The 24294-nt window shown below is 58.2% G+C and carries 22 protein-coding genes and 1 tRNA gene; 3 read left to right on the top strand and 20 right to left on the bottom strand.

Going from position 1 to position 24294, the window contains the following annotated elements; all coding sequences use genetic code 11:
• Positions 1-41 precede the first annotated feature (41 nt).
• The 11 genes from AB731_RS07765 to recJ form a co-directional block, all read right to left on the bottom strand.
• Positions 42-272 (bottom strand): hypothetical protein, encoded by a 231-nt coding sequence (locus AB731_RS07765; protein ID WP_047093595.1) that lies wholly within the window; start codon positions 270-272, stop codon positions 42-44.
• A 216-nt stretch (positions 273-488) separates the two neighbouring features.
• Positions 489-1178 (bottom strand): phosphate regulon transcriptional regulator PhoB, encoded by a 690-nt coding sequence (gene phoB / locus AB731_RS07760; RefSeq protein ID WP_047093596.1) that lies wholly within the window; start codon positions 1176-1178, stop codon positions 489-491.
• Positions 1179-1294: 116 nt separating this feature from the next.
• Positions 1295-1978 (bottom strand): phosphate signaling complex protein PhoU, encoded by a 684-nt coding sequence (gene phoU, locus AB731_RS07755; protein ID WP_082126416.1) that lies wholly within the window; start codon positions 1976-1978, stop codon positions 1295-1297.
• A complete protein-coding gene (pstB, locus tag AB731_RS07750) occupies positions 1975-2721 on the bottom strand; it encodes a phosphate ABC transporter ATP-binding protein PstB (RefSeq protein ID WP_231638912.1) in 747 nt (248 codons plus the stop codon). The genes phoU and pstB overlap by 4 nt, the downstream gene beginning before the upstream one ends.
• Positions 2722-2825: 104 nt before the next feature.
• Complete coding sequence (gene pstA, locus AB731_RS07745; protein WP_047093597.1) at positions 2826-4085, bottom strand: phosphate ABC transporter permease PstA; 1260 nt, start codon at positions 4083-4085, stop codon at positions 2826-2828.
• Positions 4078-5463 (bottom strand): phosphate ABC transporter permease subunit PstC, encoded by a 1386-nt coding sequence (gene pstC / locus AB731_RS07740; RefSeq protein ID WP_047093598.1) that lies wholly within the window; start codon positions 5461-5463, stop codon positions 4078-4080. Before pstC ends, pstA begins: the two co-directional genes overlap by 8 nt.
• A gap of 17 nt (positions 5464-5480) precedes the next feature.
• Positions 5481-6527: a substrate-binding domain-containing protein gene (locus AB731_RS07735; protein WP_047093599.1), complete on the bottom strand. Its 1047-nt coding sequence runs from the start codon at positions 6525-6527 to the stop codon at positions 5481-5483.
• 113 nt (positions 6528-6640) lie between these two features.
• Positions 6641-8020 carry an OprO/OprP family phosphate-selective porin gene (locus tag AB731_RS07730; protein ID WP_052768991.1) on the bottom strand — a complete coding sequence of 460 codons (1380 nt, stop codon included), beginning with the start codon at positions 8018-8020 and terminating at the stop codon, positions 6641-6643.
• Positions 8021-8158: 138 nt separating this feature from the next.
• Complete coding sequence (locus AB731_RS07725; protein ID WP_231638882.1) at positions 8159-9352, bottom strand: sensor histidine kinase; 1194 nt, start codon at positions 9350-9352, stop codon at positions 8159-8161.
• A gap of 131 nt (positions 9353-9483) precedes the next feature.
• Positions 9484-9558, bottom strand: a tRNA-Glu gene (locus tag AB731_RS07720).
• Positions 9559-9638: 80 nt separating this feature from the next.
• Positions 9639-11420, bottom strand: a complete 1782-nt coding sequence (gene recJ, locus AB731_RS07715; RefSeq protein ID WP_047093602.1) for a single-stranded-DNA-specific exonuclease RecJ — start codon at positions 11418-11420, stop codon at positions 9639-9641.
• A 217-nt stretch (positions 11421-11637) separates the two neighbouring features.
• Between recJ and AB731_RS07710 the strand changes: the two genes are divergently transcribed.
• Positions 11638-12375, top strand: coding sequence for a hypothetical protein (locus AB731_RS07710; RefSeq protein WP_052768992.1), 738 nt, complete (start codon positions 11638-11640; stop codon positions 12373-12375).
• Positions 12375-12926 (top strand): AHH domain-containing protein, encoded by a 552-nt coding sequence (locus tag AB731_RS07705; protein ID WP_331386698.1) that lies wholly within the window; start codon positions 12375-12377, stop codon positions 12924-12926. The genes AB731_RS07710 and AB731_RS07705 overlap by 1 nt, the downstream gene beginning before the upstream one ends.
• 15 nt (positions 12927-12941) lie before the next feature.
• Here AB731_RS07705 and AB731_RS07700 read toward each other — a convergent pair whose 3' ends face one another.
• The 8 genes from AB731_RS07700 to miaA all read right to left on the bottom strand — a co-directional run bounded on the left by AB731_RS07700 (position 12942) and on the right by miaA (position 22529).
• Positions 12942-14948, bottom strand: a complete 2007-nt coding sequence (locus AB731_RS07700; protein WP_052768993.1) for a PAS domain-containing hybrid sensor histidine kinase/response regulator — start codon at positions 14946-14948, stop codon at positions 12942-12944.
• Positions 14949-15065: 117 nt separating this feature from the next.
• Positions 15066-16763, bottom strand: coding sequence for a 2-isopropylmalate synthase (gene leuA / locus AB731_RS07695; protein WP_047093604.1), 1698 nt, complete (start codon positions 16761-16763; stop codon positions 15066-15068).
• A gap of 231 nt (positions 16764-16994) precedes the next feature.
• The gene (locus AB731_RS07690) at positions 16995-17645 is read right to left on the bottom strand and encodes a YceI family protein (protein WP_047093605.1); all 651 of its coding nucleotides are present in this window, start codon (positions 17643-17645) and stop codon (positions 16995-16997) included.
• A gap of 132 nt (positions 17646-17777) precedes the next feature.
• Positions 17778-18797 (bottom strand): ketol-acid reductoisomerase, encoded by a 1020-nt coding sequence (gene ilvC, locus AB731_RS07685; RefSeq protein ID WP_047093606.1) that lies wholly within the window; start codon positions 18795-18797, stop codon positions 17778-17780.
• A gap of 8 nt (positions 18798-18805) precedes the next feature.
• The gene (locus AB731_RS07680) at positions 18806-19198 is read right to left on the bottom strand and encodes a hypothetical protein (RefSeq protein ID WP_052768994.1); all 393 of its coding nucleotides are present in this window, start codon (positions 19196-19198) and stop codon (positions 18806-18808) included.
• On the bottom strand, positions 19198-19713 hold the full coding sequence (gene ilvN, locus AB731_RS07675) for an acetolactate synthase small subunit (protein ID WP_047093607.1): 516 nt from the start codon (positions 19711-19713) through the stop codon (positions 19198-19200). Before ilvN ends, AB731_RS07680 begins: the two co-directional genes overlap by 1 nt.
• A 13-nt stretch (positions 19714-19726) precedes the next feature.
• A complete protein-coding gene (ilvB, locus tag AB731_RS07670; protein WP_047093928.1) occupies positions 19727-21469 on the bottom strand; it encodes a biosynthetic-type acetolactate synthase large subunit in 1743 nt (580 codons plus the stop codon).
• A gap of 121 nt (positions 21470-21590) precedes the next feature.
• Positions 21591-22529, bottom strand: a complete 939-nt coding sequence (gene miaA / locus AB731_RS07665) for a tRNA (adenosine(37)-N6)-dimethylallyltransferase MiaA (RefSeq protein WP_047093929.1) — start codon at positions 22527-22529, stop codon at positions 21591-21593.
• On the opposite strand from miaA, the gene serB reads away from it, so the two are divergent.
• Positions 22522-23406, top strand: coding sequence for a phosphoserine phosphatase SerB (gene serB / locus AB731_RS07660; protein WP_047093608.1), 885 nt, complete (start codon positions 22522-22524; stop codon positions 23404-23406). The genes miaA and serB overlap by 8 nt on opposite strands.
• On the opposite strand, the gene AB731_RS07655 is transcribed toward serB, so the two are convergent.
• Complete coding sequence (locus AB731_RS07655) at positions 23403-24089, bottom strand: nitroreductase family protein (RefSeq protein ID WP_047093609.1); 687 nt, start codon at positions 24087-24089, stop codon at positions 23403-23405. The two genes, serB and AB731_RS07655, sit on opposite strands and share 4 nt — an antisense overlap.
• Positions 24090-24294: the final 205 nt, after the last annotated feature.

The following is a 24294-nucleotide window of genomic DNA, read 5'->3' as shown; positions in this document are numbered from 1 at the left end:
AGCGGGGGTTATCGTATTTGGTAACTGTCGTACCTTGCCTGTTATGGGCTGGTCGGCAGATTGTCCGCATCTTCGCTGTCTTCCAGGAAGACAATGCCGGCTGCGATGGCAGCAGCAATCAACAGCACGATCAAAAGCGAGCCGCTTTCTGCGACGCCTTCGGCTTCGGTGACAGCAGCCGCATCGCGGTCAAAAGTTTGTGCGGAAGCTGCATTGGCAGTGGTGCCAAGCAGGAGGCCAGTGGCCATTACGGAAGTGATAATTTTTTTCATAAATCCCTCGAATTTTTTTAGAGGCGTGTTCGAATTACAATCAAACCTGTAACGCGGTTGCGATATCATGTGAACCCCCGGACGGCCGAATGTGTCCCGAACGGAGGCATTATTGCGGTAGGTTGTTGCCGGGCTGCAACAAATTTACATGCGATAACGGGTAATTATGCGTTCGCAGCATGGAATGCTGCAAGCGCTACGTAGTTCTACCTATGACTAAACCGGTTCCAGAGCATAACCGGCAGAGCGGACGGTGCGAATCGGATCGCGGACGTTTTCCAAAGCGATGGACTTACGCAGACGCCGGATATGTACATCGACCGTGCGCTCCTCAATCTCACTGTCAGTGCCCCATACAGCGTCCAGCAGCTGACTGCGGGAAAACACCCTGCGGGGATGCTCCATCAGGAATTTGACGAGGCGGTATTCGGTCGGGCCGACCTGAACTTCCTGGCCACATCGTTCAAGCCTGTGTGCCACAGGATCAAGGCGAAGGTCCCCGGCTTCTATTGATTCACCGGCCAGGGCAGGGCGAACCCGCCGCAAAACGGCGGACACGCGTGCAAGCAACTCGCGCGGGGAGAAAGGCTTGGTCAGGTAATCATCTGCACCGGTTTCAAGGCCGCGCACTCGGTCATCCTCCGCTTCCCGCGCGGTCAACATGATTATGGGAACGTGGGCCGTGGCTTTTTCTCGGCGCAACCGGCGGCAGACTTCAATCCCGCTTATGCCTTCTATCATCCAGTCCAGAATGACGAGATCAGGCACGTCTTCTGCGGCCATGACCATCGCTTCTTCGCCATCGGCAGTAATTCGGACCTCATAGCCTTCTTTCTCGAACCTGTATTCGAGCAGCTCGGCAAGCGAGGAATCGTCTTCAACCAGCAGCAGTTTAGGAGCGGACATTGGTCTGGATTCCCGTTTCAGGCCGCACGGAGGTGCGACGTTCACAGCAGCCTTATGACATTCTCATGACAGTATTGTTGCAATGTTCTCGCCAGCAGTCATGCGGCAGCGCAATACTATCTTTCGATATCGTCCGGATAGGTGCCGGTTGCCGAGTAATGGACCATTTCTGCAACATTCGTCGCATGGTCGCCAATCCGTTCAATATTGCGAGCGACAAACAGCAATTGCGCGGCGGAGCTGATCGTTGCCGGGTTTTCGACCATGTGACTGACGACATTGCGGAAAATGCTGTCGTAAAAGGCATCGACCTTCGCGTCACGCTCGATTACTTCACGCGCCATTACCGGATCGCGTGCGGCATAAGCTGTCAGGACATCATGGACCATCTCTGCCGCGACTTCGCCCATGGCGGGAAGCAGCGTGAGAGGTTCAAACTTGCTGCGGCCTTCGATGTGGCCAATGCGCTTTGCGATATTCTTGGAATAGTCGCCGATACGTTCAATAACGCCGCTGATCTTCAGCGCGGCAACGATTTCTCGTAGATCGGCGGCCATCGGCGCGCGCAGGGCGAGAACCCTGACCGCCATTGCGTCAACTTCTGCCTCGAGCGCGTCGAGTTTTACATCGCGTTCGATAACTTGCTGCGCCAGATCCTCGTCACCGCTGACCAGCGCACTGAGTGCTTCGCTGATCGCGAGTTCAGCCAGACCGCCCATCTCCGCGATAAGCCCGCGAAGCCTGGTGATGTCATCGTCAAACGCTTTGACCGTGTGGTCCATGTTGTCGGTTCCCATCATCCGTACCTGCCGGTGATATAATCCTGTGTGCGCTGTTGTTTCGGATTTGTGAATATGTCCGATGTATGTCCATACTCTACCAAGTGGCCCAAATGGAAGAATGCAGTGCGCTGCGAAACGCGAGCAGCCTGTTGCATTGAGTGAGTAACGATTACGATCGCATAACGGCCGCGCAAATCGTCGATCAATTCCTCGATCCGCGCAGTGGCGATCGGATCGAGCGCCGAACATGGTTCGTCCATCAGGATCACTTCGGGATCAACGGCAATGGCGCGGGCAATACACAGGCGTTGCTGCTGTCCGCCGGAAAGCGCGGTGCCCGAATCCTGCAGTCGATCCTTGACCTCTTCCCACAGGCCTGCTCGGGTAAGGCTCTTTTCGACAATCGCATCAAGCTCTGTCTTGCCTTCGGCCAGGCCGTGAATTTTTGGGCCATAGGCGACGTTGTCGTAGATTGATTTCGGAAAGGGGTTGGGCTTCTGGAAGACCATGCCGACGCGTGCGCGAAGCTGCACCACATCCATGCCGCTGGAATAGATATCTTCACCGTCCAGTTCGATCGTGCCTTCCACGCGGGCGGAAGGGATCGTGTCATTCATGCGGTTGAGAGCGCGCAGGAAAGTTGATTTGCCGCATCCGGACGGACCAATGAAAGCGGTCACATATTCACTGAAAACGTCGACAGAAACTTCGTCGATAGCTTTCTTGTTCCCGTAATAAACCGAAACGTCCCGCGCGCGCATCTTCACCTTGGCCGATTCCACATTTTCAGCGGAAGGAGCGCCAACTTGCGTTTGGTCAGCCAATGGACTGCCCGGCTCGGTCGGTGGGTTAAGTTCGCTATGCATTACCATTTCTTCTCGAAGCGGTTGCGCAGATAGATGGCCAGGCCATTCATCAGCAGGAGGAATATCAATAGCACAATAATCGCCGCACTGGTGCGTTCTACGAACCCGCGGTCGATTTCATCGGACCACAGGAATATCTGCATCGGCAAAACGGTCGCATTATCGGTGAATCCGGAGGGGGGCGAAGACACAAAGGCGCGCATGCCGATAAGCAGCAGCGGCGCGGTTTCGCCAAGCGCGCGGGCCATGCCGATGATGGTCCCTGTAAGAATCCCGGGCAGCGCGAGCGGCAGCACGTGGTGGAATACGACCTGCACGGGCGAGGCACCCACCGCCAGCGCGCCATCACGGATAGATGGTGGCACGGCCTTGATGGCATTACGGCCCGAAATTACGATCACCGGCATCGTCATCAGCGCCAGCGTCATGCCGCCGATTATCGGCGCCGAACGATATGCCGGGAAGATCGCGAGAAACACGGCGAGGCCCAGCAGGCCAAAAATGATCGACGGGACAGCTGCCAGATTGTTGATCGAAACCTCGATCAGGTCCGTCCAACGGTTTTTCGGCGCATATTCTTCAAGGTACAGCGCGGCCAAGACACCGATCGGGAATGCGATCAGCAATGTGACGATCATCGTCAGGATCGATCCTTTGAGCGCTCCCCAGATGCCGACAAGCTGCGGGTCGGTTGCATCGGCGCGGGTCAGGAAGCCCGGATCGAACCGTTCATCCAGAAGGCCGCGATCAGACAATTGCGCGGCGAGCGGTTGCAGATCCGCTTTGCCGTCGCCGGAAAAGGCGCTGGCAAGGTCTTCACTCGTCGGCAGCCAGAAGGCATTTTCTCGGTCGAGCAGAGTGGGATCAGCAACGATTTGGCGGGCCACGATCCGCCATGCTTCACCATTGAGCTGCGCTGCCCCATCGGCACCGAGCGATTCCTCTGCTGCAAATTCGAGAAATTCGGGCAGGCCTTGGCCTTGCAAGGACCGGGCTGCGGCGTCGGGATCAGTAATGGAAGGGTTGAGCGACATTCCCATGGCAGGAAAATCAACGGATACCTTCATTTCTGCACGCTGGAAGCCGCCGAAACCATTCAGCGTCATTGTCACAAGCAGGAACAATAGCACCGCAATCGAGAAAAGAATTGCGGAGAGGCCAAGCGCCTTGAACCGCCGTTCGGCAGCATAACGCTTCTTGAGGCGCGCTTCGAATACGGGAGTGCGCGTTGGCGGGGTGGCGGGGGCCGTGTCACTCATAAGCTTCGCGGAACCTCTTTACGACGCGCAGAGCGATGAAATTGAGCGCCAAAGTTACCAGGAACAGCACAAAACCAAGTGCAAAGGCGGCCAGAGTAGCTGGGTGATCAAAGCTGCCTTCTCCGGTCAGCAGTGAAACAATCTGGACGGTCACGGTGGTCATGGAATCTAGCGGATTGGCCGAAAGATTGGCGGCGGTCGATGCCGCCATCACCACGATCATGGTTTCGCCGATAGCGCGACTGATCGCCAGCATAACGCCGCCCACAATGCCCGGCAGTGCGGCAGGCACAAGCACACGGCTGATGGTTTCATTGGTCGTCGCGCCCATCGCCAGTGATCCATCGCGCATCGCCTGCGGAACAGCAGCAATGGAATCGTCTGCCATGGATGATACGAACGGGATAATCATCACGCCCATAACAAGGCCGGCGGCCAGGGCGCTTTCGCTGGACGGATTGCTGGCGCCAAGGGAGGTGGCAAGGTCACGAATAAACGGTGCAATCGTGAGCGCTGCAAAATAGCCGTAAACCACTGTGGGCACACCGGCGAGAATTTCCAGCGCGGGTTTGACCCAACTGCGGACCTTCGGATTGGCATATTGCGTAAGGTAGATTGCGCTCATCAAACCCAGGGGAATGGCGACGATCATCGCAATGATGGCGCCAATAAAAAGCGTTCCCCAGAACAGGGGAATAGCGCCGTACCGATCGCCATCGGGATTGGTCGCATTGCTCATCGGGTCGGGATTCCATTGGGTCCCGAAAAGGAAATCAATGGGTGAAACCATCCCGAAGAAGCGCACGGTTTCAAACACCAGCGTCAGGAAAATGCCCAGCGTCGTAAGAATGGCGACCATGGATGCCAGCAGCAGGGCGAGCAGCACCAACCGTTCGACCTTCGTGCGAGCAGCAAAATCAGGCTTCAGCCGAAGAAAGGCCCAGGTTGCACCTGCTGCGGCGATCGCCAGACCGATGAGTATCCCGAACAGATTGTACCGCGAAATAGCTTCTCGGAAAGGAACGGCCAGAGCGTTTGACTGGTCATTCATCGCGCGCTGCACATCGCCCGTTGCCAAGCCATACGCTTCGTTCAGGATGGTGTCGCGAAGCAGCCCCGATGCAGGCAACGATTGCGCTTCCGGACTGGCCAGAACATGCGCCACGATCAACTGGCTACAGACAAAATCCCAGACAACGAAAAACGCCAGCAGCGGCACTGCGATCCACAGGGCGGCATACCATGCATGGTAGCTGGGAAGTGCAGCGAGCCGCCCATCCGGGGCGGCTCGCTTAAAAGACCAGGCGCGCGCACGGGCCACCAGCCAACCGGCAAGCCCGAGGCCCAGGGCCAGGAGAAGCGGTAGAACTGGTGACATGATGCGTGCTCAGTTTCCTACTGGAGGTCTTCGGCCGTCAGATTCGGCAATTCGGTGACCGCTGTGGTCATCTGCGCCATAACCTCACCACGGTTTGTCACAAGGCCAATCTCGGAAAGTGTGCCATCTTCTCCCCAGTTCGCAACCCAGGTTGCCAGAAACTCCTGAAGACCAGGGATGATTCCAATGTGGGCTTTCTTCACATAGACATACAGCGGGCGGGCACCGGGGTACGCAAAGCTGGCGATGTTTTCGTAAGTCGGTTCAACCCCGTTGATGTTCAGGCCGCGCACGCGATCTGCATTTTCCTCAAGGTAGGAATATCCGAAGATACCGACTGCATTCGGATCGCTTTCGATCTTCTGCACGGTGAGGTTATCCTGCTCGCCCTGTTCCACAAACTTGCCGTCGCTGCGGAATTCGGTGCACGTCCGCTCGAATGCGTCTTCATCAGCTTCTTCTGTCGCGGCGAATTCTTCATTCGCTTCGCAACCGGCCAGCATGATCAGTTCGTTAAAGGCGTCGCGCGTACCGGACGTGGTTGGCGGACCATAAACCAGGATCGGAAGAGCAGGGAGTGATGGATCGACATCATTCCAGTTCTGGGCTGTCTGCGCTTCGCCATAAGGATTGGCGGCAAGTGCGCGGTACATGATTTCCGGTGTCAGATCCATGTTGATACCGCCCTGTGCGGCAGCGATGGCGATGCCGTCCATACCAACCTGCAGTTCGGTGATTTCGGTAACACCGTTTGCCTGGCAAGTTTCGAATTCGTCCATCTTCATGCGGCGCGATGCGTTGGCGAAGTCAGGCGTGTCAAAACCGACGCCGCTGCAGAACAGGCTCATGCCGCCGCCAGTACCGGTCGATTCAATGCTGGGCGAATTGAAGTCGGTGTATTCGCGTGTGAAAAGTTCCGACACGCGGCGCGCGAAGGGAAACACTGTGGAGGAGCCGACAGCGTGGATGGCGTCACGGCTGTTGCCGCCGCCAACCTTGTCTTCGCATCCGGTGGTGAGAACAGTCGCGGCGAGCGCGACAGCAGCAATGGTAATCTTTTTCATAGTGATTTGCCTCTGGATAGAGAAGTTGTGCTGGTGGGCCTGTATAAACCGTATGCGACAGATTTGCGTCACACCGCGGACTTGTCCACCAGAAGGGGTAGATGATTGCTCGTTTAGAAGTCGATTTCTGCACGCATGCCGATCACGTCGGCGCCGTAATCACTGTCCCCGGAAGGCAGTGCCAGCACGGCGTCGCTATAATCAAGCCGACCGTAGTTGATCTGGAAGCGAGTGTAGTCGGTCATGGTCCAGATCAGTGAAGTGAGGAAACCGTTCTGTGTTCCTCCAACGATTCCGGCGTCCGCATCATTCAGTTCCAGATAGTCATAACGGACATTGAGCTGGACCGCCCCGATCCCGCCTTCGCCAACTGGCGTATTTGGCCGGGTACGGTTGAAACGGCCGCCGCTGTATCCGCGGCTGTCACCGGATGTGAGGAACATGCCCGCCTCGACGAAGCCGCCATGAAAGACAGCATCCTGCATTGCCGGCACACCGGAAACTTCCTGGCGATATCCCTCGGCCGCGAAGTGGAACGGGCCTTTGATAGCCGCCAGTTCCACGCCTGCACCAAACTCGCTGGTCGCCCCGAAACTGCCTGTGTTGATCAGGCGGTTCGAAGTGAAGTGCACCAGCGGGCGCTGACGGTAGCGGACAGTCTCGCCTTCGCCGATTTCGGCGTAGTGCAGAGATCCGCCGAAATGGAGCTGGGTGTCGCCAACCTCGGGATAGAATACTGCGCGGCCGTCCACGCTCCAGCGGTCGCTTCCGGGCAGGTCTTCAAGGTTGTCGCTGAACACGCCGCCCTGCAGCAGCACATTGCCACCACCATATTCCACGGCCACACCGGCGCGGCGGGTAAAGCCGAAGGCATCGGTGAAGGCTGCGCGTTCGATGAATGAGGTAAAGCGGCTGCTCGTCAATTCTTCCATGGACTGGAAGTTGTTGAACTGGCCCACGGTGATGTCGAAATCGCCAGCGCCATATTCAATCAGTGCATCGGTGATAACCACTTCATTACCGGCAAAGTCGACTTCCATCTTGTAACCAAAGCCGCCGGGAATGTCGCCCTGCACGCCCAGTCGCACACGGCGGGCTTCGGCGTCGAAGCCGTCGCCCAATCCAAGACCGCCGGGCAGGGCGGTCCAACCCGCATCGAGCATGATGCGGCCGAAGGGCTTGAAAGAGAAACCGTCGTCGCTTTCGATCTCGGGCGCCGCACCCATGCTGATTTCTGTTGCCGAACCGGCCGTGACGGTGGGATGCGATACCGCCGGCGCAGGCGCCGCTGCGACCGCAACCGCGACAGCTTCAGGCACGGCATCAACTTCGGTTTCAACCTGGTCGAGGCGCGCGTTCAATTCTGCAAGCTGAGCAGACATTTGCGCAACCTGGGCGCGCAGTGCCTCAACCTCATCTGCGGATTGAGCGTGCACCGGGCCGGAAAACACCGCGACCGCCGCCGCAGAAATGAGAAGTGGGGTTCGATTCATATGTAATAATCCCGTCATGTGACTGGATCGCGTCCAGTCTGTGACAGCGCCATTAGTCGCGCGGCATGACAGTTTTGTGACTCTTCGTAACCGACCTGTGGATAGATATGGCGCAGCTTGCGCCGAGGCTGGCGGAACTTATTCCGAAAGCGCCGGCAAGCGCACCGTTACAGTAGTGCCAGTGCCTTTGATGCTTGCGATATCCAGTCGCCCGCGATGCCGCTCCACAATATGTTTGACTATGGCAAGACCAAGTCCGGTGCCGCCAACCGCGCGGCTGCGACCGGGATCTGTGCGGTAGAACCGGCGTGTGAGGTGCGGCAGATGCGTGGCATCGATCCCTTCGCCCCGGTCAGCGATTTCCAGGATCGCCATCGCACGCTCACCGCGCCGCACTCTGACAGTCACCGGAGTGTCGGCATCGCCGTACTTCATGCCATTGTCGACGAGATTGCGGACAAGCTGTTCCAGCTGGTTGCGATCACCGCGTACCGTAAGTGCGCCCTCCGGCATTTCGAGTTCCAGACGGCCAGGCTCCTTAAAGCCTGCGCCGTCGCGTGCCGCCTGGCTCACAAGCTTCACCAGATCGAGCTCTTCGCTTGGCTGATCGTGCTTTTCTGCTTCGGCACGGCTCAGGGACATCAGATCTTCGACCAGCGCCTGCAGTCGGCGTGCTTCGCGCAGGACCGTGCCGTAGAATTTCCTGGTTTTTTCCGGCCCGACTGCGTCACCTTCGTCATGCAGCGTCTCCATATAACCGATGATAGAGGAGAGCGGCGTGCGCAGTTCGTGGCTGGCATTGGCCACGAAATCGGTATGCGCGCGGCTGATATCGGCTTCTGATGTGCGATTGATAAGCTCCACCAGGCTGTAGCGGCGATCGATCTTCTGGATCTGCATTTGCCAGCTGCTGCGCGGCCCTGTCAGCCCCTGGATGACGGCGTGACCTCCTTCGGGACGGGACAACAGATCGATTGCTGCCGGGTGGCGCAATGCGACACGGGCATCTTGTCCGATAACATGTTTGCCGATTTCTTCGCGCGCTTGGGCGTTGGCCACTATGATCCGGTCATCCTCGATCAGCAGCATGGCAAGGCCTGAATGTTCGATCAGGTCGCGCATGCCCGAGCGACTGATCGTCAGCCCGTCAACCTTGATTTCCGTGCGAGCTGGCGGCGGCGGCGCGGCAATCCAGAACGATGCAGACCAAACCACAACGACGGCCAGAACCAGCCATACGCCAACCCCGGCGACAAGCATTGCCACCCCGGTAAGCCCTGCGAGAAAAAGTCCCGCTGATGGAACGAAGCGCTCCTGCATAAGGGCAGCCATAGACACAGATTTGGGACAAACACCACTGGGTGCCGCATAAATATTTGCGGCGATGCCTCTGCACGCCGAGAGGCGCGCGGCACTGTTCAACAGCGGTCTGGGGAAGCTGCGCCAGGGTGGCGCTCCATCGGTGGTGACCCCTACGGGAATCGAACCCGTGTTTCAGCCGTGAAAGGGCCGCGTCCTAACCGCTAGACGAAGGGGCCACATGCGATGGAGGGGCGCACTTAGGGTGGTCCCGCGTGGCGGTCAAGCCTGTTACGCAAGGTTAGAAAGAAAACCGTCATCAATCTGCCCATGCCGCGTCTTCCAAATGCAATTCTGCGGCGGGCCGGCTGCCCCAATCATCTATCTTCGCGCGCCCTGCCAACCACAGCTTTCGTCCTTTGGTGCCGTGAAGCAAGGCTTGGCCCATGTCGCTGTTTGCGGCGCGAAATGCGATCGCCTTGAAGCGAGCACCATCATTACCAGCGGCAATGACGCGCAAGTGATCGGTGCCAACGATATCGGCCTTCACAAGATAAACTGGCCCCACAGCGATTCGCGGACCGGGCCAGCCCATGCCGTAGGGCCCGGCACCGTCCAGCGTATCGACCAGTTCGGGAGTGAGGCCGCCCGGCGCCACTGCCAGATCGAGCACCATCTGCTGTTCAGCGCTGGCGCGCGCTACCGGTCCTGCAAGATGTTCAGCCAGCCAATCGGAAAAGGCATCGACGCCGCCTTCTGCAATTGTCAGCCCTGCTGCCATCGCATGCCCGCCGCCTTTGACGAGCAACCCCGCTGCAGTCGCGCCGATGATGGCTGCACCAAGATCGACGCCAGGAATAGAACGTCCGGACCCTTTGCCTTCGCCCGCTTCATCGTCCAGCGCGATAACAACGCTCGGTTTGCCCGATTTTTCCTTGATGCGCCCTGCAACAATGCCGATCACACCGGGATGCCAGCCGCGTCCTGAGCAGACAATTACGGGGCGATTGTGCTGCGCACCAAGCTGTTCTTCGGCCGCTTCCTGCACGGCAGCTTCAATTGCGCGGCGTTCTTCGTTCAACCGCGAAAGCTGTTCGGAAATGGCGCGGGCTTCTTCGGGATCTTCCGTCGTCAGCAACCGGACGCCAAGCGTTGCTTCCCCGACCCGTCCACCAGCATTGATGCGCGGGCCAAGCGCAAATCCGCAGTCGCTTGCAGCTGGCGCGGCCTTCAGGCGGCTGACATCGATCAGTGCTGCCATGCCGGTGTTTGCACGCTTGGCCATCACCTTGAGCCCTTGGGCCACGAAAGCACGGTTGAGACCGCGAATCGCTGCTACATCGGCCACTGTCCCCAGCGCCACCAGATCGAGAAGCGACATGAGATCCGGCTCTGGCTTTCCCTCGAAATAACCGCGTTGGCGCAAGGTCCGCACGATTGCCACTGCCAGCACAAAAGCCACGCCCACAGCGGCCAGATGACCGTGCTCTGCGCCGATTTCGCTCTCGTCCAGACGATTGGGGTTCACCAGCGCATATGTGCGCGGCAATTCGGGGGAACATTTGTGATGGTCCACGACGATGACATCGATTCCTGCATCGTGTGCCATGCCCAGCGCCTCATGCGCCATCGCTCCGCAATCGACGGTCACGATCAGGCTCGATCCATCCTGCCCGATACGCAGCAAAGCCTCGCCGCTTGGGCCGTATCCTTCGAGCAGGCGATCCGGAATATAGTGGCTGGCATCATGGCCTAGCATACGAATAAGCCGGATCAGCAGGGCCGAACTGGTCGCACCATCAACATCGTAATCACCGTAAACAGTGACCGTTTCGTTTGCGATGACTGCCTCCGCAATCCGTTCCGCGGCGCGGTCCATGTCGGCAAATTCAGAAGGATCGGGCAAGAAGGACCGCAAGTTTGGCTGGCGATGTTTGTCCAGATCTTCACGCGGGACGCCGCGCGAAAGTAGAAGCTGGGTGGTTATGTCGTCTTCCAGCCCGGCAATGCCTCCATTGATCTCCATATTTCCGCCGCGCCAGCGCCAGGCCTTGCCCGAAAGCGAGTTTTCGATACCCAAGACTGCGACTTTCGTATGCATGTGGGCACCTTACAGTCTGAGCTGAAATCAGGGAAGAGCCGCTTGACGCCTCTCGACAGAATCACTTGTCAGACTATCTCTGTAATTCAGTCTATTATCGGGACATCATACCTGCTTGACTATCACTCGGCGTCTGGCGGGTTTATAGACGGTGGAAACCAATTGAGCAGAGGGGTTAAGTTCGATCGCAAGTGTTCAACGACTTGAGACGAATAATTTGATCTCCGCCGTCTCGCTGCTGTTTGACGCGGGGCATCGTCCACGTGCCGAAGAGATCCGCGAGCTGGCGCGCAAGTCGCGGCAATTTTCCCTCAGTATCGACCCTGCCAGCGATGGCATCGAAGACGGCGGCTGGGTGGAACTGCTGGTCAATGGACTGACATTTGATCTTGTCGGCCTGGGCACCTCTGCTCCCCCGAGAGTTCCGGATTGCCGGCATCACTTCGCCTTGCCGCAAGGCTTTGACCAGAGCGGGTTGGAGGCGATTACGCTTTCGCCAGGACCACATCTTTCCGGTGGCGGAGCAATGTTTCCCGTAGTGCGGTGTCTTGCCTCTTTGGGCGCCCAACTGGCTGGGCTGGAGGATGTTCGCGCGGTTGCGTGGCATCCCGCGCACACATGTTCTGCGCCGGATTATTTCCGGCGGGGCGTGACCGGCTGGATCGAAGGCGGACCTTTCCCCGGCCTCGGTCTGACGGCGCTAAAAAGCAATCCCGATGGCAGTATGCAAAGTGAGGGCCTTTCGCTTTTCACGAGTCAGGAGCTTCGACTCTCTCCGGAAATGTGCGGAGACCGTGCCGAGGCTGCAAAAGTTGCCTTGCGGTTGCTCAACTGGTTGGTGGAACATGGCCGGATCGAGCAGCCCTTCACCTTCACCGGGCCATCAGGGGAGACGCTCGAGTTGGAACCTGTGGATAACTCGGCCATTCTTCATGTGTGGAAACGGTCGCATTAATCAACTCTGCCGATGGGGCAGGTAACCCGGAAAATTGTGCAATTCGCGCCAGGCTGCCATTCCAATCAGTCAATCGGCGAGGAAGCATCGGTTATTGCAAAAACATGCAGCGCCATCATCTTTTGCCGCGCCAATTGCTGCGTGCAGACTACTTCGGTGACCTGTTCGAGACTTTGGGTCAGGCCAGGATCGGTTTTAATGATTTTCGCGCTAACGGCCTGCTTCTTCCCGCCAGTGGATCGGCGGCATTATCCAGCGGATTGCCGCTGCACCGCGGCCCGCACCGCGTTTACAATGAATTGGTGGCGCAGCGGGTAGGTCAAGTGGAGGCGAGCTGGAGCCGCGCGCGATTGCGGTCTCCGGTGCTTGCGCGTGAAGAGGCGTTGATGCGGCTTGGGCTGATCCAACGGGCGCTGCGGCGCCGTTTGCTGGACCGGAGAGCCTGCGGTTTTGTACTGAACCGAAAAGACCCCTTTCGCACCGGAATCGACTTTAGAGAGCTCGATGCAATGGCTGAATCGCTGTGGTCTGCAACCAGCTTTGCTGCCTGAATATTCTTTGCCAGTTCAGGCCGCCTTTTCGAAATGCGGCCATTCGCGCCTCAGGGCTACCAGCAATTCTTCCGGTTCACGGGATGTGGTCAGCCAACGCTCCAACCGGCGCGATGCCTCGCCAAGTTCCGGCTCGCCGAAATTCGCGGCCACTCCGGCCAGCTTGTGCAATTTGCCAGCCAGTTCCTCCCAGTCGGTCTGCTCCGCGGTCGAATCAAGCAGCTGGCGAAGGCTGGAGACTATCTCAACCTTCCGGTTGCGATAGCGGTCTTCCAGCGCGGGCATTGATGATGCTGGCGACATGGCGGGCAGGTTTTCATGCAGTAGATAGGCTTGATCGCCCGGCTCTGTAACTTTTTCGCCTCTATCCGGTGTCAGCCAGCGTGCCAGTTCCCGCGCAAGCGCTACGGTAGTCACTGGTTTGCCAAGATGGGACTGCATGCCAGCAGCTGTGCAGGCGGCAATATCATCCGGATAACAATTGGCTGTCAGGGCGATAATTGGCAATTTTTCTCCGTCATAGCCAATCGCGCGAAGCCGCCGTGTGGCTTCCAGACCGTCTACCTCTGGCATCTGCAAATCCATCAAGATGGCCTTGAACGGGACACCCGCCTTGTCCGCCTCTACAACCGCACTCACAGCCTCTTCGCCGTTCTCGACAAGGTGGGCATCAAGCCGAAGAGTATTGGTCATCGCCAGGATCAGCTCCTGATTGATGCCGTGGTCTTCTGCGATCAGCACATGTGCGCCGCTGAGGCACGACACGACATCAGCGTCGGACATGGAGGGCGGCTGTGCATCCACCTTGTTCACGGCTTTCGTGGCTAAAAGGGGCAAACGTACCGTAAACTGCGTTCCTACGCCGCGCTTTGAATGGACACTGATACGGCCGCCCATCAGCGTCACCAGCTGGCTGCTGATTGCCAGACCAAGACCGGTGCCGCCATAATCGCGGGCGGTGGAGCCATCTTCCTGGACAAATTCCGAAAAGATGTCTTCCAGCCTTGCTTCATCAATTCCGATGCCGGTGTCGATCACGGAAATAAGCAGCGACCTGCCTTCCGAGGAATTTTCCATCCGCGCCTCGATATCGATACCGCCTGCCTGCGTGAACTTTACCGCATTGCCGACCAGGTTGAGCATAATTTGCCCGATGCGTAATTGATCAAGCTTCACATGTTGCGGAACCGTATCGTCAACCCAAACGCTGATTGACAGGCCCTTCGACCGGGCAATCGGTTCCACCAGCTTGGCGCAATGCGCCAACCGTTGCCGCAGATCGGTTGGCTCCATCACAAGACTCAATTGGCCGGATGCGATTTTGGCGTGATCAAGGATATCGTTGAGCAATTGCATCATGGCCCTGCCCGAATCGGCAATCAGCTGGACATGACCGCGCTGATCCTCATCCAGGTCGGTTTCCAGAAGCAGTTCGGTAAACCCGATCACGCCGTTCATCGGAGTGCGGATATCGTGGCTCATATTGGCAAGGAAAGTGGATTTCGATGCGGCCTCTTTCTCTGCACTGTCTCGCGCTTTCACCAATTCTTGTTCGAGCTCTTTGGATCGCTGGATATCGATATTGATACCCACGTAACCAATCAGCTCGCCCCGTTCGTCATATTCAGGAGCGCCAAGACCTTTAACCCAGAAAGGCGATCCATCAGGGCGCTTCCAGCGCCATTCGTCCTCGAATTTTTCATGGTTGGCGACAGCGCGCATGAAATTGGAAAAAACCCGGCTCTTGTCGTCGGGATGGAGCGCTTGGGACCAGCCCGATCCTGACCAGGCCTTTTCTCCCATTCCAGTCATTTCCTCCCAGGTGGCGTTGACAAACAGCGCGTTGCCTTCCGGGTCTGTTCGCCAGATTCCGGCCGGAGCAACCTGGGTAAGCGTGTAAAAACTCAACGCTGCCAGATCTTCGTGTCTCGCAGCCTTTCTCGCGCGCAGATACAGTGCGGCGAAAACTCCCGCAGCGGCGAGCGCCAATATCAGAAACAACGTATCGAGCATGGTCATCATCCGGCTGTTGCTTGTTCGCCGGAGATATCCCTGCATCGCTACGATTGAGCGGATGCCGACCTAAGGGTGATCACATAGTGCCAAAGCAATTGCCAAAGGGTCGTCGAATTTTCTTCGCTAAAACCGCTGTGTCCCGGGGCCATGCGATGCGCTGTTGGCGGCGCTGAGCAGAGCGCGAACCCCTGCTGTTGCCACATCGTCATCAACGCCCACGCCCCATCCGGTGCGCCCATCGGCGCACGCAAATTCGATGTAGGCGGCGGCGCGTGAATCGACACCAGTGCCGAGTGCGTGTTCCGAATAATCCGTGACTTCGAAATCGAGGCCGAATGTATCTCGCAAGGTGGCAAGTACTGACGAAATCAGACCCTTGCCGCGCCCGGACACCCGCTGTTCCTCCCCGTCAACTTCGACCGTTCCGGTGAAAATACGGGTCCCATCGCTTGCCCGGCTTTCATCGTAATCCACAAGTGCAAAGCGGCGCTTGTCGACTTGCAAATAATAGGTCTGGCGGAAGCAATCCCAGATATCGGCGGCGTTGAGTTCACGGCCCAGTTCATCTGCCATGAACTGTACATGGCGGGAAAAATCGGCTTGCAAACGCTTGGGCAGCCTGAGGCCCTGGCCTTGCTGCAAGACCCATGCAAAGCCGCCTTTCCCGCTTTGTGAATTGACGCGGATGACGGCTTCGTAATTGCGACCGAGGTCGGCGGGATCGATGGGCAGATAGGGCACGCGCCAATATTCATCATTCTGCTGGTCATGGGCTTCGAAGCCCTTCTTGATCGCATCCTGATGGCTGCCGGAAAATGCCGTGAATACCAGTTCGCCGCCGTATGGGTGGCGTTGGTGAACGGGCAATTCGTTGCAATATTCCACTGTTTCGATCACGCGGTCGATGTCGGAGAAATCAAGGCCGGGATCGATCCCTTGGGTGTACATGTTGAGTGCCACGGTTACGAGGCAGCAATTGCCGGTCCGCTCGCCATTGCCGAACAGGCAGCCTTCAACCCGGTCCGCGCCCGCCATCAGGCCAAGCTCTGCCGCCGCAACGCCGGTGCCGCGGTCATTATGCGTGTGCAGGCTGATGGCAGCAGCTTCACGGTTTGGCAGATTGTTGCAGAAATATTCGATCTGGTCGGCGTAAATGTTGGGCGTTGCCGCCTCCACCGTGGCGGGCAGGTTGAGGATAATCGGCCAATCCTTGGTGGGGCCGACCACGTTCATCACGGCCTCGCAAACCTCCAGACTGAAATCGAGTTCAGCGGTGGAGAAAGTTTCGGGCGAATATTCGAAATGCCATTTGGTACCGGGGCGCTTCGCGGCCTCATCCACCAACATTTGTGCACCGCGCACGGCTATGTCGCGCACTTCATCGCGGCTCATCCTGAATACAATATCGCGCCATGCCGGGCTGACGGCATTGTATAGGTGAACGATCGCGGAATGCGCGCCTTCAAGGCTTTCAAAGCTACGCTTGATCAGATCTTCGCGCGACTGGGTGAGGACCTGCAGCAGCACATCTTCCGGCACCTTGCCCGAATTGACCAGCCCGCTGATGAAATCGAATTCCGTTTGTCCTGCAGCCGGAAAACCAACTTCGATTTCCTTTACGCCAACTTCGATCAGCAGGTCGAAGAAGCGGTTTTTCTTCGCGCTGTCCATGGGATCAATGATCGATTGATTGCCGTCGCGGAGGTCTGTCGAAAGCCAGCGCGGTGGTGTAGTGATCGTGCGCGAGGGCCATTGCCGGTCAGGCAAATCGATCTGCGGAAACGGGCGATATTTCGCGCTCGGGTTGGGGAGCATGGGCATCGGAACTGACTTTCTTCGACTTCGTGCCAGCGCGCAAGGGCGAGGGCCGGCGTATCAACGATTGGGGGGATGAAAGCCCTTAGGCATTGTTCCCTGCACGCAAGGCAGGGAAAATCGCACGCCTAAGGGCGTGTAAGTCGAAGTAGCAGGGTGAGGTGCGCTGCCATGCTCATGAGACAGAAGCTAACGCCGAATGGTTAACAGGTCCAGAGAGAATGGCAGCGCAAAGCCTTATTCTTTTTCGAACGCAACCGTGATGTCGAGTGTGACCTCGTCACCAAGGCCGATCTGGGTACCATATCCCATGCCCCATTCGGAGCGCATGATTGTGGCTGTTCCATGGAAGCCGACTGTTTCTTTCTGGCTCATCGGATTTGCGCCCATGCCGGAAAGCTCCGCCTCGATCATCACCTGATTGGTCTGGCCGTTGAATGTCAGGTCGCCGATGATATGCGCAGTCGTGTCGCTGGTCTGGTGGATCGCGGTCGAGACAAAGCGTGCCGGGGCCGGATCGGGGCCGAAGAAATCGGGCTCCCCGCCGTCACTGCCCGGTCGCAGCATGTGATCACGCAGCCCCTCGCTCACCACACTAAGCGAAGTGATTGGGATCATGACGTCAACGCTTGAATTTGTCAGGTTCTCGGTATCGAGTTCCAGCGTGCCCTCAGCATCACCGAACAACCCGAAATAGTCGTTGAAACCGAAGTGATCGAGTCGCCAGGATACAAGCGTGTGCGAGGGGTCCGTCGTGTACGTGCCCGAAGTGATGGAGCTGGTATCCATCTCCTGCGGCGCGTGATCGTGCACAACAGCAAGCGCACCGGATGCCGTAAATGCTGCCAGTGATCCTGCCACGCCAAGGGTGAGAACTGTCTTCTTCATCGTGTTTCCCCGATAGTTATCGCCAAGCGCTCTCGCGCTGCCGCTGAAAATGTATCGGTTCTAACGATTGATCGGGCGCAAAGTGCCCGGATTACCGCCGCTGGGCGGCAATCCGGGCGCTCGTGACCTGGTCTAGTTCTTGTCCTTGTCCACCAATTGATTGGCGGTGATCCACGGCATCATGGCGCGCAGCTGTGATCCGGTCTTCTCGATCGGATGCGCTTCTGCCCGTTTGCGGGCGGCTTTCAATTCTGGCTGCCCGGCACGGTTGTCGAGCACGAAATTCTTCACGAAGCGACCCGATTGGATATCATCCAGCACCCGCTTCATTTCTGCCTTTGTCTCATCGGTGATGATGCGCGGGCCGGTGGTGATATCGCCATATTCCGCCGTGTTGCTGATGGAATAGCGCATGTTGGCGATGCCGCCTTCATACAACAGATCGACGATCAGCTTCGTTTCGTGAAGGCATTCGAAATAAGCCATTTCCGGCGCGTAACCGGCTTCGGTCAGTGTCTCGAACCCGGCCTGGATCAGGTGCGTGATACCGCCGCACAGCACGGCCTGTTCGCCGAACAGATCGGTTTCGCATTCTTCGCGGAAATTTGTCTCGATGATGCCCGAACGGCCGCCACCAACGCCGCTGGCATAGGCGAGTGCGACATCATGCGCGTTACCGCTGGCATCCTGATGGATGGCGATCAGGCACGGCACGCCGCCGCCCTTCTGATATTCGCTGCGCACTGTGTGGCCGGGGCCCTTGGGAGCGATCATGATCACGTCGATATCGGCAGGCGGTTCGATCAGGCCGAAGTGGACGTTGAGACCGTGAGCAAACGCAAGCGCGGCACCCGGCTTCATATTGCCCTTGATATCATCTTCCCAGATGGCAGCCTGATGTTCATCCGGTGCCAGGATCATGAGGATGTCGGCCTGCTCGGCGGCTTCCTTGTTGCTCAGGACCGTGAAGCCTGCAGCCTCAGCCTTTTTGGCAGTGGCAGAGCCTTCGCGCAGGGCGATGGCCACGTCCTTCACGCCGCTATCGCGCAAGTTCTGAGCATGGGCGTGACCTTGGCTGCCATAGCCAAGCACAACAATCTTCTTGTCGGTGATGAGGTTCAGGTCGGCGTCGGCGTCGTAATAGACTTTCATGGGTCGTCCTATTGGGTCTGAAGAGTGTAATAAGCGAGGAGCACCAGGCCCCCGATGATCGTGATAAGCGGCCAGCCGATATGCTGCCCACGTGAAAGGATTGCGTCGGCAACGCCAGCGGCAAGATGGACCGCCCCAATGCCAAGCAGGAGATAGGGTGCGTTGATATCGCCGTAAGCCGACAGTGCCAGAACTGCGGCGACGATCAGCCACAGAAGGCTCGTCCAATGCCATGCAAAGCGGGTGACGGCGCGGGCGAGGGGGCTTTCCAGCAAACCCTCACCGCTGCCGAGAAGCGGCCCGATCAGGCGCTGCTCTCCGAGAACCGAGTGCGCCGCCGCAGTAATCACAGCGAGCGCCGCTGCCATAAGCAGCATGAAAGTTGGGTTGAGATATTCCATTATGATCCTTCGCTTCCCCGCATCATGCCAACGACGCCCGACCGGCCAACCTCGACCAATCCCAGCCCGCGCATGAGGACGATGAAGCTGTTCACCTTATCCGACGATCCGGTCAATTCGAAAACGAAGCTTTGCGGGGTAGTGTCGACAACGTTGGCCCGGAAAACCTCTGCCGTCCGCAGCGCCTCGACGCGAATCTCGCCTGTGCCCTGGACCTTGACCAGCGCCAGCTCGCGTTCGACATGCGGGCCTTCTTCGGTGAGGTCGATAACGCGGTGCACCGGCACCAGCCGTTCAAGCTGCGCCATGATCTGATCGATGACTTGCGGCGGACCGCCGGTTACGATCGTGATCCGGCTGATCGCGTGATCTTCGGAGATATCAGCCACCGTCAGACTGTCGATATTGTAACCGCGTGCCGTGAACAGGCCGGTGATCTTGGCGAGGATACCCGGTTCATTGTCCACGACAACGGTAAGCACATGCCGTTCGGCTTCGCGATGTTCGATTTTCATTTCCTGCAAGCCTCTAAACCAAAGCCTTGGCTGCATCATCCATGCTGCCTTCCACCATGTCGCCATACAGCAGCATGTCGGTATGCGCCGCGCCCGACGGGATCATCGGGAAGCAATTGGCGTTTTTGGACACCTGGCAATCCACGATCACTGGCCCGTCATGCGCCATCATCGCCTCTATCCCGGCATCAAGCTCGGACTCAGCTGAGATGCGGATGCCTTTCCAGCCGTAACTTTCAGCGAGCCGCACGAAATCGGGCAGGCTGTCGGAATAGCTGTTGGAATAGCGGCTTTCATAGGTGAGTTCCTGCCACTGGCGAACCATGCCCATGTATTCATTGTTCAGGATGAAAATCTTAACCGGCAGGCGGAACTGGCTGGCGGTGCCAAGTTCCTGAATATTCATCTGAATGCTGGCCTCTCCAGCAATGTCGATCACCAGCGCATCGGGATTGCCCAATTGCGCACCGATGGCTGCGGGCAGGCCGTAACCCATTGTGCCAAGGCCGCCACTGGTGAGCCATTTGTTCGGCCCCATGAAACCGAAATATTGCGCCGCCCACATCTGGTGCTGGCCGACCTCGGTCGTAATGATGGGGTCACGGTCCTTGGTGAGCGCGAACAGACGCTCGACCGCCAGTTGCGGCATGATTTCACTATCGCTTGGCGGGTAGGCGAGGCTGTCCCGCGCTTTCCAGCCGGAGATACGCGCTCTCCATTCGCCAAGGTCACGCGGTTTGCGATTGCCCCAGCCTGCGATCAGCTGTTCCAGCACCTGTCCGCAATCGCCAACAATGCCAAGATCGACGGGTACGATCTTGTTGATGCTGGCGCGGTCGATGTCGATGTGGATTTTCTTTGAGTCAGGCGAGAACGCATCAAGCCGGCCGGTAACCCGGTCATCAAAGCGCGCGCCAACGCAGATCATCACATCGCACTGGTTCATGGCCATATTTGCCTCGAACGTGCCGTGCATGCCTAGCATGCCGAGCCAGTCCGGATGGTCTGCCGGGAATGCGCCAAGGCCCATGAGCGTGGAAGTAAGCGGAGCGCCGGTGAGTTGCTGCAATTGGCGCAGCAGTTCGCTCGCTTGCGGGCCGGAATTGATAACGCCGCCGCCGGTGTAGAGGATAGGTCGTTCTGCCGCCGCGATCATCTCGATGGCTTCCGCGATCTCGTCCGCCGCAGCCACCGTGCGCGGATGGTACCGCTTGCGCCGCTCAGCCGGACCATCGGACATCATGGCTGTTGCGATCTGGACGTTCTTGGGAATGTCGACCACAACCGGACCGGGACGACCGGTTGTCGCAATTTCGAAGGCTTCTTCGATGGTTGCAGCCAGAACCTCAGGATCTTTCACGAGATAATTGTGCTTGGAACAATGCCGCGTCAGGCCGATGGTATCGGCTTCCTGAAAGGCATCGGTACCGATCAGATTGGTGGGCACCTGACCGGTGATCACCACCAGCGGAATGGAGTCCAGATGGGCGTCGGCAATGCCAGTAATCGCATTGGTCGCGCCCGGGCCTGAAGTCACGAGCACAACGCCGGGCTTCCCGGTTGAGCGCGCATAGCCTTCGGCCGCGTGAGCAGCGCCTGCTTCATGCCGGACGAGGATGTGGCGGATGCGCTTGTCAGAGAACAATTCGTCGTAGATCGGCAAGACTGCGCCGCCAGGATAGCCGAATACAAATTCGACCCCCTGCCGCACAAGGCTTTCGACCAATATTGCTGCGCCGCTGCGCTCTTCAGACACGTGAAGCTCCTGTAATTTGCCGTTCGCCAGATAAAGCTGACCCGGCAAGATTGCTCTTACCGGGTCGATATAATCCAACTGCGACGGACGCGATACGCAGCATAATATGTCCTGTCAACAGCTAATAGTGAAATAAAGTTTCAAAAACACTCTCCAGATTGACATCTTCGGGCTGAACGCGTGGCCAATCGGCGGGAAGTTGATTGCGCAGCCATGTAAACTGCCGTTTGGCATAGTTACGAGTCGCCTGCTGACCCCGTGCTATCGCTTCTTCACGGGACCATTCTCCGCGCAGGAACCCTGCTATTTCAGGCACGCCTATCGCCCGCATGACAGGCAAGGCTGGTGGAAGGCCGCGTTCCAGCAGCGCCTCGACTTCCGCAATTGCGCCCTGTTCCAGCATCGCGATGAAGCGGGCATCGCACCGCGCATAAACCGCTTCGCGGTCCGGCAGAAGCACCACCGGCACAAGGTTGATTTCCTGCGCGATCCCGCCTTCGGTATGCACCTGCCATTCACCCAGCGAGCGCCCCGTAGAGCGGACGACCTCAAGTGCGCGGGCGATCCGCTGGCTATCTGATGGGTGAAGCCTTTCTGCCCGGTCGGGGTCTTCATTCTGCAATGCGGTGTAGGTGTCTGAAACTGACAGGGCGCGGACAGTCTTGCGCACTTCAGGGTCGATTTCCGGAATGGGGGCAATTCCCTCCAGCAGCGTACGCACATACAGCCCGGTCCCGCCGACAAGGATCGGCACTGCATCATCCGCATGCGCCGCCGCGATCTCCTGTTTCGCAGCCTTTGCCCAATCTACAGCAGAGCAAGGCTGTGCGCCGTCCCAAGCGCCAAACAGGCGATGCGGCACGCCTTGCATTTCCGCGTCTTCCGGCCTTGCGGAAAGCACGTGCAGGTCGCTGTAAACCTGTGCGCTGTCTGCGTTGATTGCGACACAAGGCCGATCGAGGGCCAGAGCCAGGCGAACCGCAAGATCGCTCTTGCCGCTCGCGGTCGGCCCTGCGATGAGCGCGACCTGATTTCTTGCAGGAGTTTCCAAATTGCTCATCGCCCGACTGATAGCAGAGCCATCGACGCTGGAGGAAGCCCTTGATGGGCTGATTGCCAATCTTGCGGACACCGATGCGCAAGTTGCCCACGCAGCGATGCTCGATTTCTGCGATGATGTGCTCCAGATCGAGAGCCCGGGAGACGATATGGCCGGTTTGCGGGCCGCGCTCGATACGCATTTCCCGCATAGTGATGCGATTTTGGCCCGCAACGTCATTAGCGTACCCGAAGTCTTCGTCTCGGACATGGATTCGACCATGATCGGACAGGAATGTATTGACGAACTCGCGGATTTTGCGGGTTTGAAGGATCAGGTTGCAGGCATCACTGAACGCGCGATGCAGGGTGAGCTGGATTTTGAAACTGCCCTGCGCGAGCGGGTAGGCTTGCTGGCAGGTTTAGGCGAAGATGCCATCACACAGTGCCTTGCAGAGCGGATCCGTCTTACCACGGGTGCACGCAGTCTGGTTGCAACGCTCAAATCACGCGGCTGCCGGACTGTGTTGGTGACAGGCGGCTTTCACCACTTTGCCGATAGTGTGGCCGAGCAGTTGGGGTTCGAACGTGTGGTTGGAAACCGTTTGGAAGTCGCCAATGGCAAATTGACTGGCGGACTTGTCGGCACCATCACTGACAGCTCGACAAAGAAGGCTGTGCTGGTCGAAGAAATGGCCGCGCGCGGGCAGAATGCTGTCAGTATGGCAGCAGGGGACGGGGCGAATGATATACCCATGCTGGAAGCCTCAACATATGGTATCGCCTACCGCGCCAAGCCGAAGGCCCGCGCTGCGGCAAATGGCTGGGTCGATCGCGGCGACCTGACGAGCCTGTTGAGACTGCTCGAAATCCCCGAGAAGGACTGGCGTATCAGCTAGATCCAGCTGGAAATCTGTTCCAGCGGCTTCTTCCTGATCGCATGTTCCGGCACAGTTGCAGTCGCAGCGGGCAGGCCGGCCACCACAATCATCAGCGGCTTTTCATTGCTTGGTCGTCCGCACAGATCGCGCAAGAACCCCATGGGGGAGGGCGTGTGCGTCAAAGTGGCGAGGCCTGCCGCGTGCAAGGTTGAAATCAGCATGCCGCAGGCGATGCCGACGCTTTCATTGACGTAGTAATTCTTCGTTTCGCCATCCTCTGCGATCCCGCCTGTGCGTTGGGCGAAGCAGGCGATCAGATAGGGTGCGGTTTCGAGGAATGGCTTGCTGGCATCGGTGCCAATCGGGGCTAGGGCATCCAACCACTCCTCGCTCGCCTTGGGATCGTTTCCGTCTGCTCCATAAAAGCGCCGCTCCTCGGCTTCTGCAGCTTCGCGAATCGCGCGCTTCTTTTCTGGTGAGGCGATGACCGTGAAATGCCACGGCTGGTGATTCGCGCCGTTGGGCGCTGTTCCGGCGGCGCGGATGGCGTTTTCGATCACTTCGCGCGGCACTGCCGTGTCGGTAAAAGCGCGGCAGGAATGCCGGGTTTTCAGCAGGTCATATGCAGCACGGGCGCGGGCGACGCGCTCCTGATCAGAATATGCAGGAAGGTCGGGGAAAGGATGGTGTGCCTCGCTCATGCAGGTTCCCTAACGCGAACGGGTGGTCCGCGCCAGTTCGTGCCGAGAATGGCCTTCGATGTCGCGAGTGGCCGCGCGAAAAGCGCTTCCGGCGCGTTACTGATCCTGTACGATGTCCAAGTGCCAAGAGCCGCATTTGCCGATCCTGCGACAAGGATAGGGTGTAGGCCTCTGCACAGGGCAATTTGCTGACTGCCCTAGCGCT

This window comes from Aurantiacibacter marinus, from assembly GCF_001021555.1.
GTDB classification, from domain to species: Bacteria; Pseudomonadota; Alphaproteobacteria; order Sphingomonadales; family Sphingomonadaceae; genus Alteraurantiacibacter; species Alteraurantiacibacter marinus.
This window is presented reverse-complemented; position numbering and strand designations above follow the sequence as displayed.

Excerpts from the sequence above, each read along its gene's own strand:
- AB731_RS07730 (WP_052768991.1), bottom strand. The coding sequence starts at position 8,020 with ATGAATCGAACCCCACTTCTCATTTCTGCGGCGGCGGTCGCGGTGTTT.
- AB731_RS07765 (WP_047093595.1), bottom strand. The coding sequence starts at position 272 with ATGAAAAAAATTATCACTTCCGTAATGGCCACTGGCCTCCTGCTTGGC.
- leuA (WP_047093604.1), bottom strand. The coding sequence starts at position 16,763 with ATGCCCATGCTCCCCAACCCGAGCGCGAAATATCGCCCGTTTCCGCAG.
- pstB (WP_231638912.1), bottom strand. The coding sequence starts at position 2,721 with ATGCGCGCGCGGGACGTTTCGGTTTATTACGGGAACAAGAAAGCTATC.
- AB731_RS07700 (WP_052768993.1), bottom strand. The coding sequence starts at position 14,948 with ATGATGACCATGCTCGATACGTTGTTTCTGATATTGGCGCTCGCCGCT.
- phoB (WP_047093596.1), bottom strand. The coding sequence starts at position 1,178 with ATGTCCGCTCCTAAACTGCTGCTGGTTGAAGACGATTCCTCGCTTGCC.
- miaA (WP_047093929.1), bottom strand. The coding sequence starts at position 22,529 with ATGAGCAATTTGGAAACTCCTGCAAGAAATCAGGTCGCGCTCATCGCA.
- ilvN (WP_047093607.1), bottom strand. The coding sequence starts at position 19,713 with ATGAAAATCGAACATCGCGAAGCCGAACGGCATGTGCTTACCGTTGTC.
- pstC (WP_047093598.1), bottom strand. The coding sequence starts at position 5,463 with ATGTCACCAGTTCTACCGCTTCTCCTGGCCCTGGGCCTCGGGCTTGCC.
- phoU (WP_082126416.1), bottom strand. The coding sequence starts at position 1,978 with ATGATGGGAACCGACAACATGGACCACACGGTCAAAGCGTTTGACGAT.
- AB731_RS07725 (WP_231638882.1), bottom strand. The coding sequence starts at position 9,352 with ATGGCTGCCCTTATGCAGGAGCGCTTCGTTCCATCAGCGGGACTTTTT.
- AB731_RS07735 (WP_047093599.1), bottom strand. The coding sequence starts at position 6,527 with ATGAAAAAGATTACCATTGCTGCTGTCGCGCTCGCCGCGACTGTTCTC.
- ilvC (WP_047093606.1), bottom strand. The coding sequence starts at position 18,797 with ATGAAAGTCTATTACGACGCCGACGCCGACCTGAACCTCATCACCGAC.
- AB731_RS07690 (WP_047093605.1), bottom strand. The coding sequence starts at position 17,645 with ATGAAGAAGACAGTTCTCACCCTTGGCGTGGCAGGATCACTGGCAGCA.
- pstA (WP_047093597.1), bottom strand. The coding sequence starts at position 4,085 with ATGAGTGACACGGCCCCCGCCACCCCGCCAACGCGCACTCCCGTATTC.
- recJ (WP_047093602.1), bottom strand. The coding sequence starts at position 11,420 with ATGCATACGAAAGTCGCAGTCTTGGGTATCGAAAACTCGCTTTCGGGC.
- AB731_RS07680 (WP_052768994.1), bottom strand. The coding sequence starts at position 19,198 with ATGGAATATCTCAACCCAACTTTCATGCTGCTTATGGCAGCGGCGCTC.
- AB731_RS07655 (WP_047093609.1), bottom strand. The coding sequence starts at position 24,089 with ATGAGCGAGGCACACCATCCTTTCCCCGACCTTCCTGCATATTCTGAT.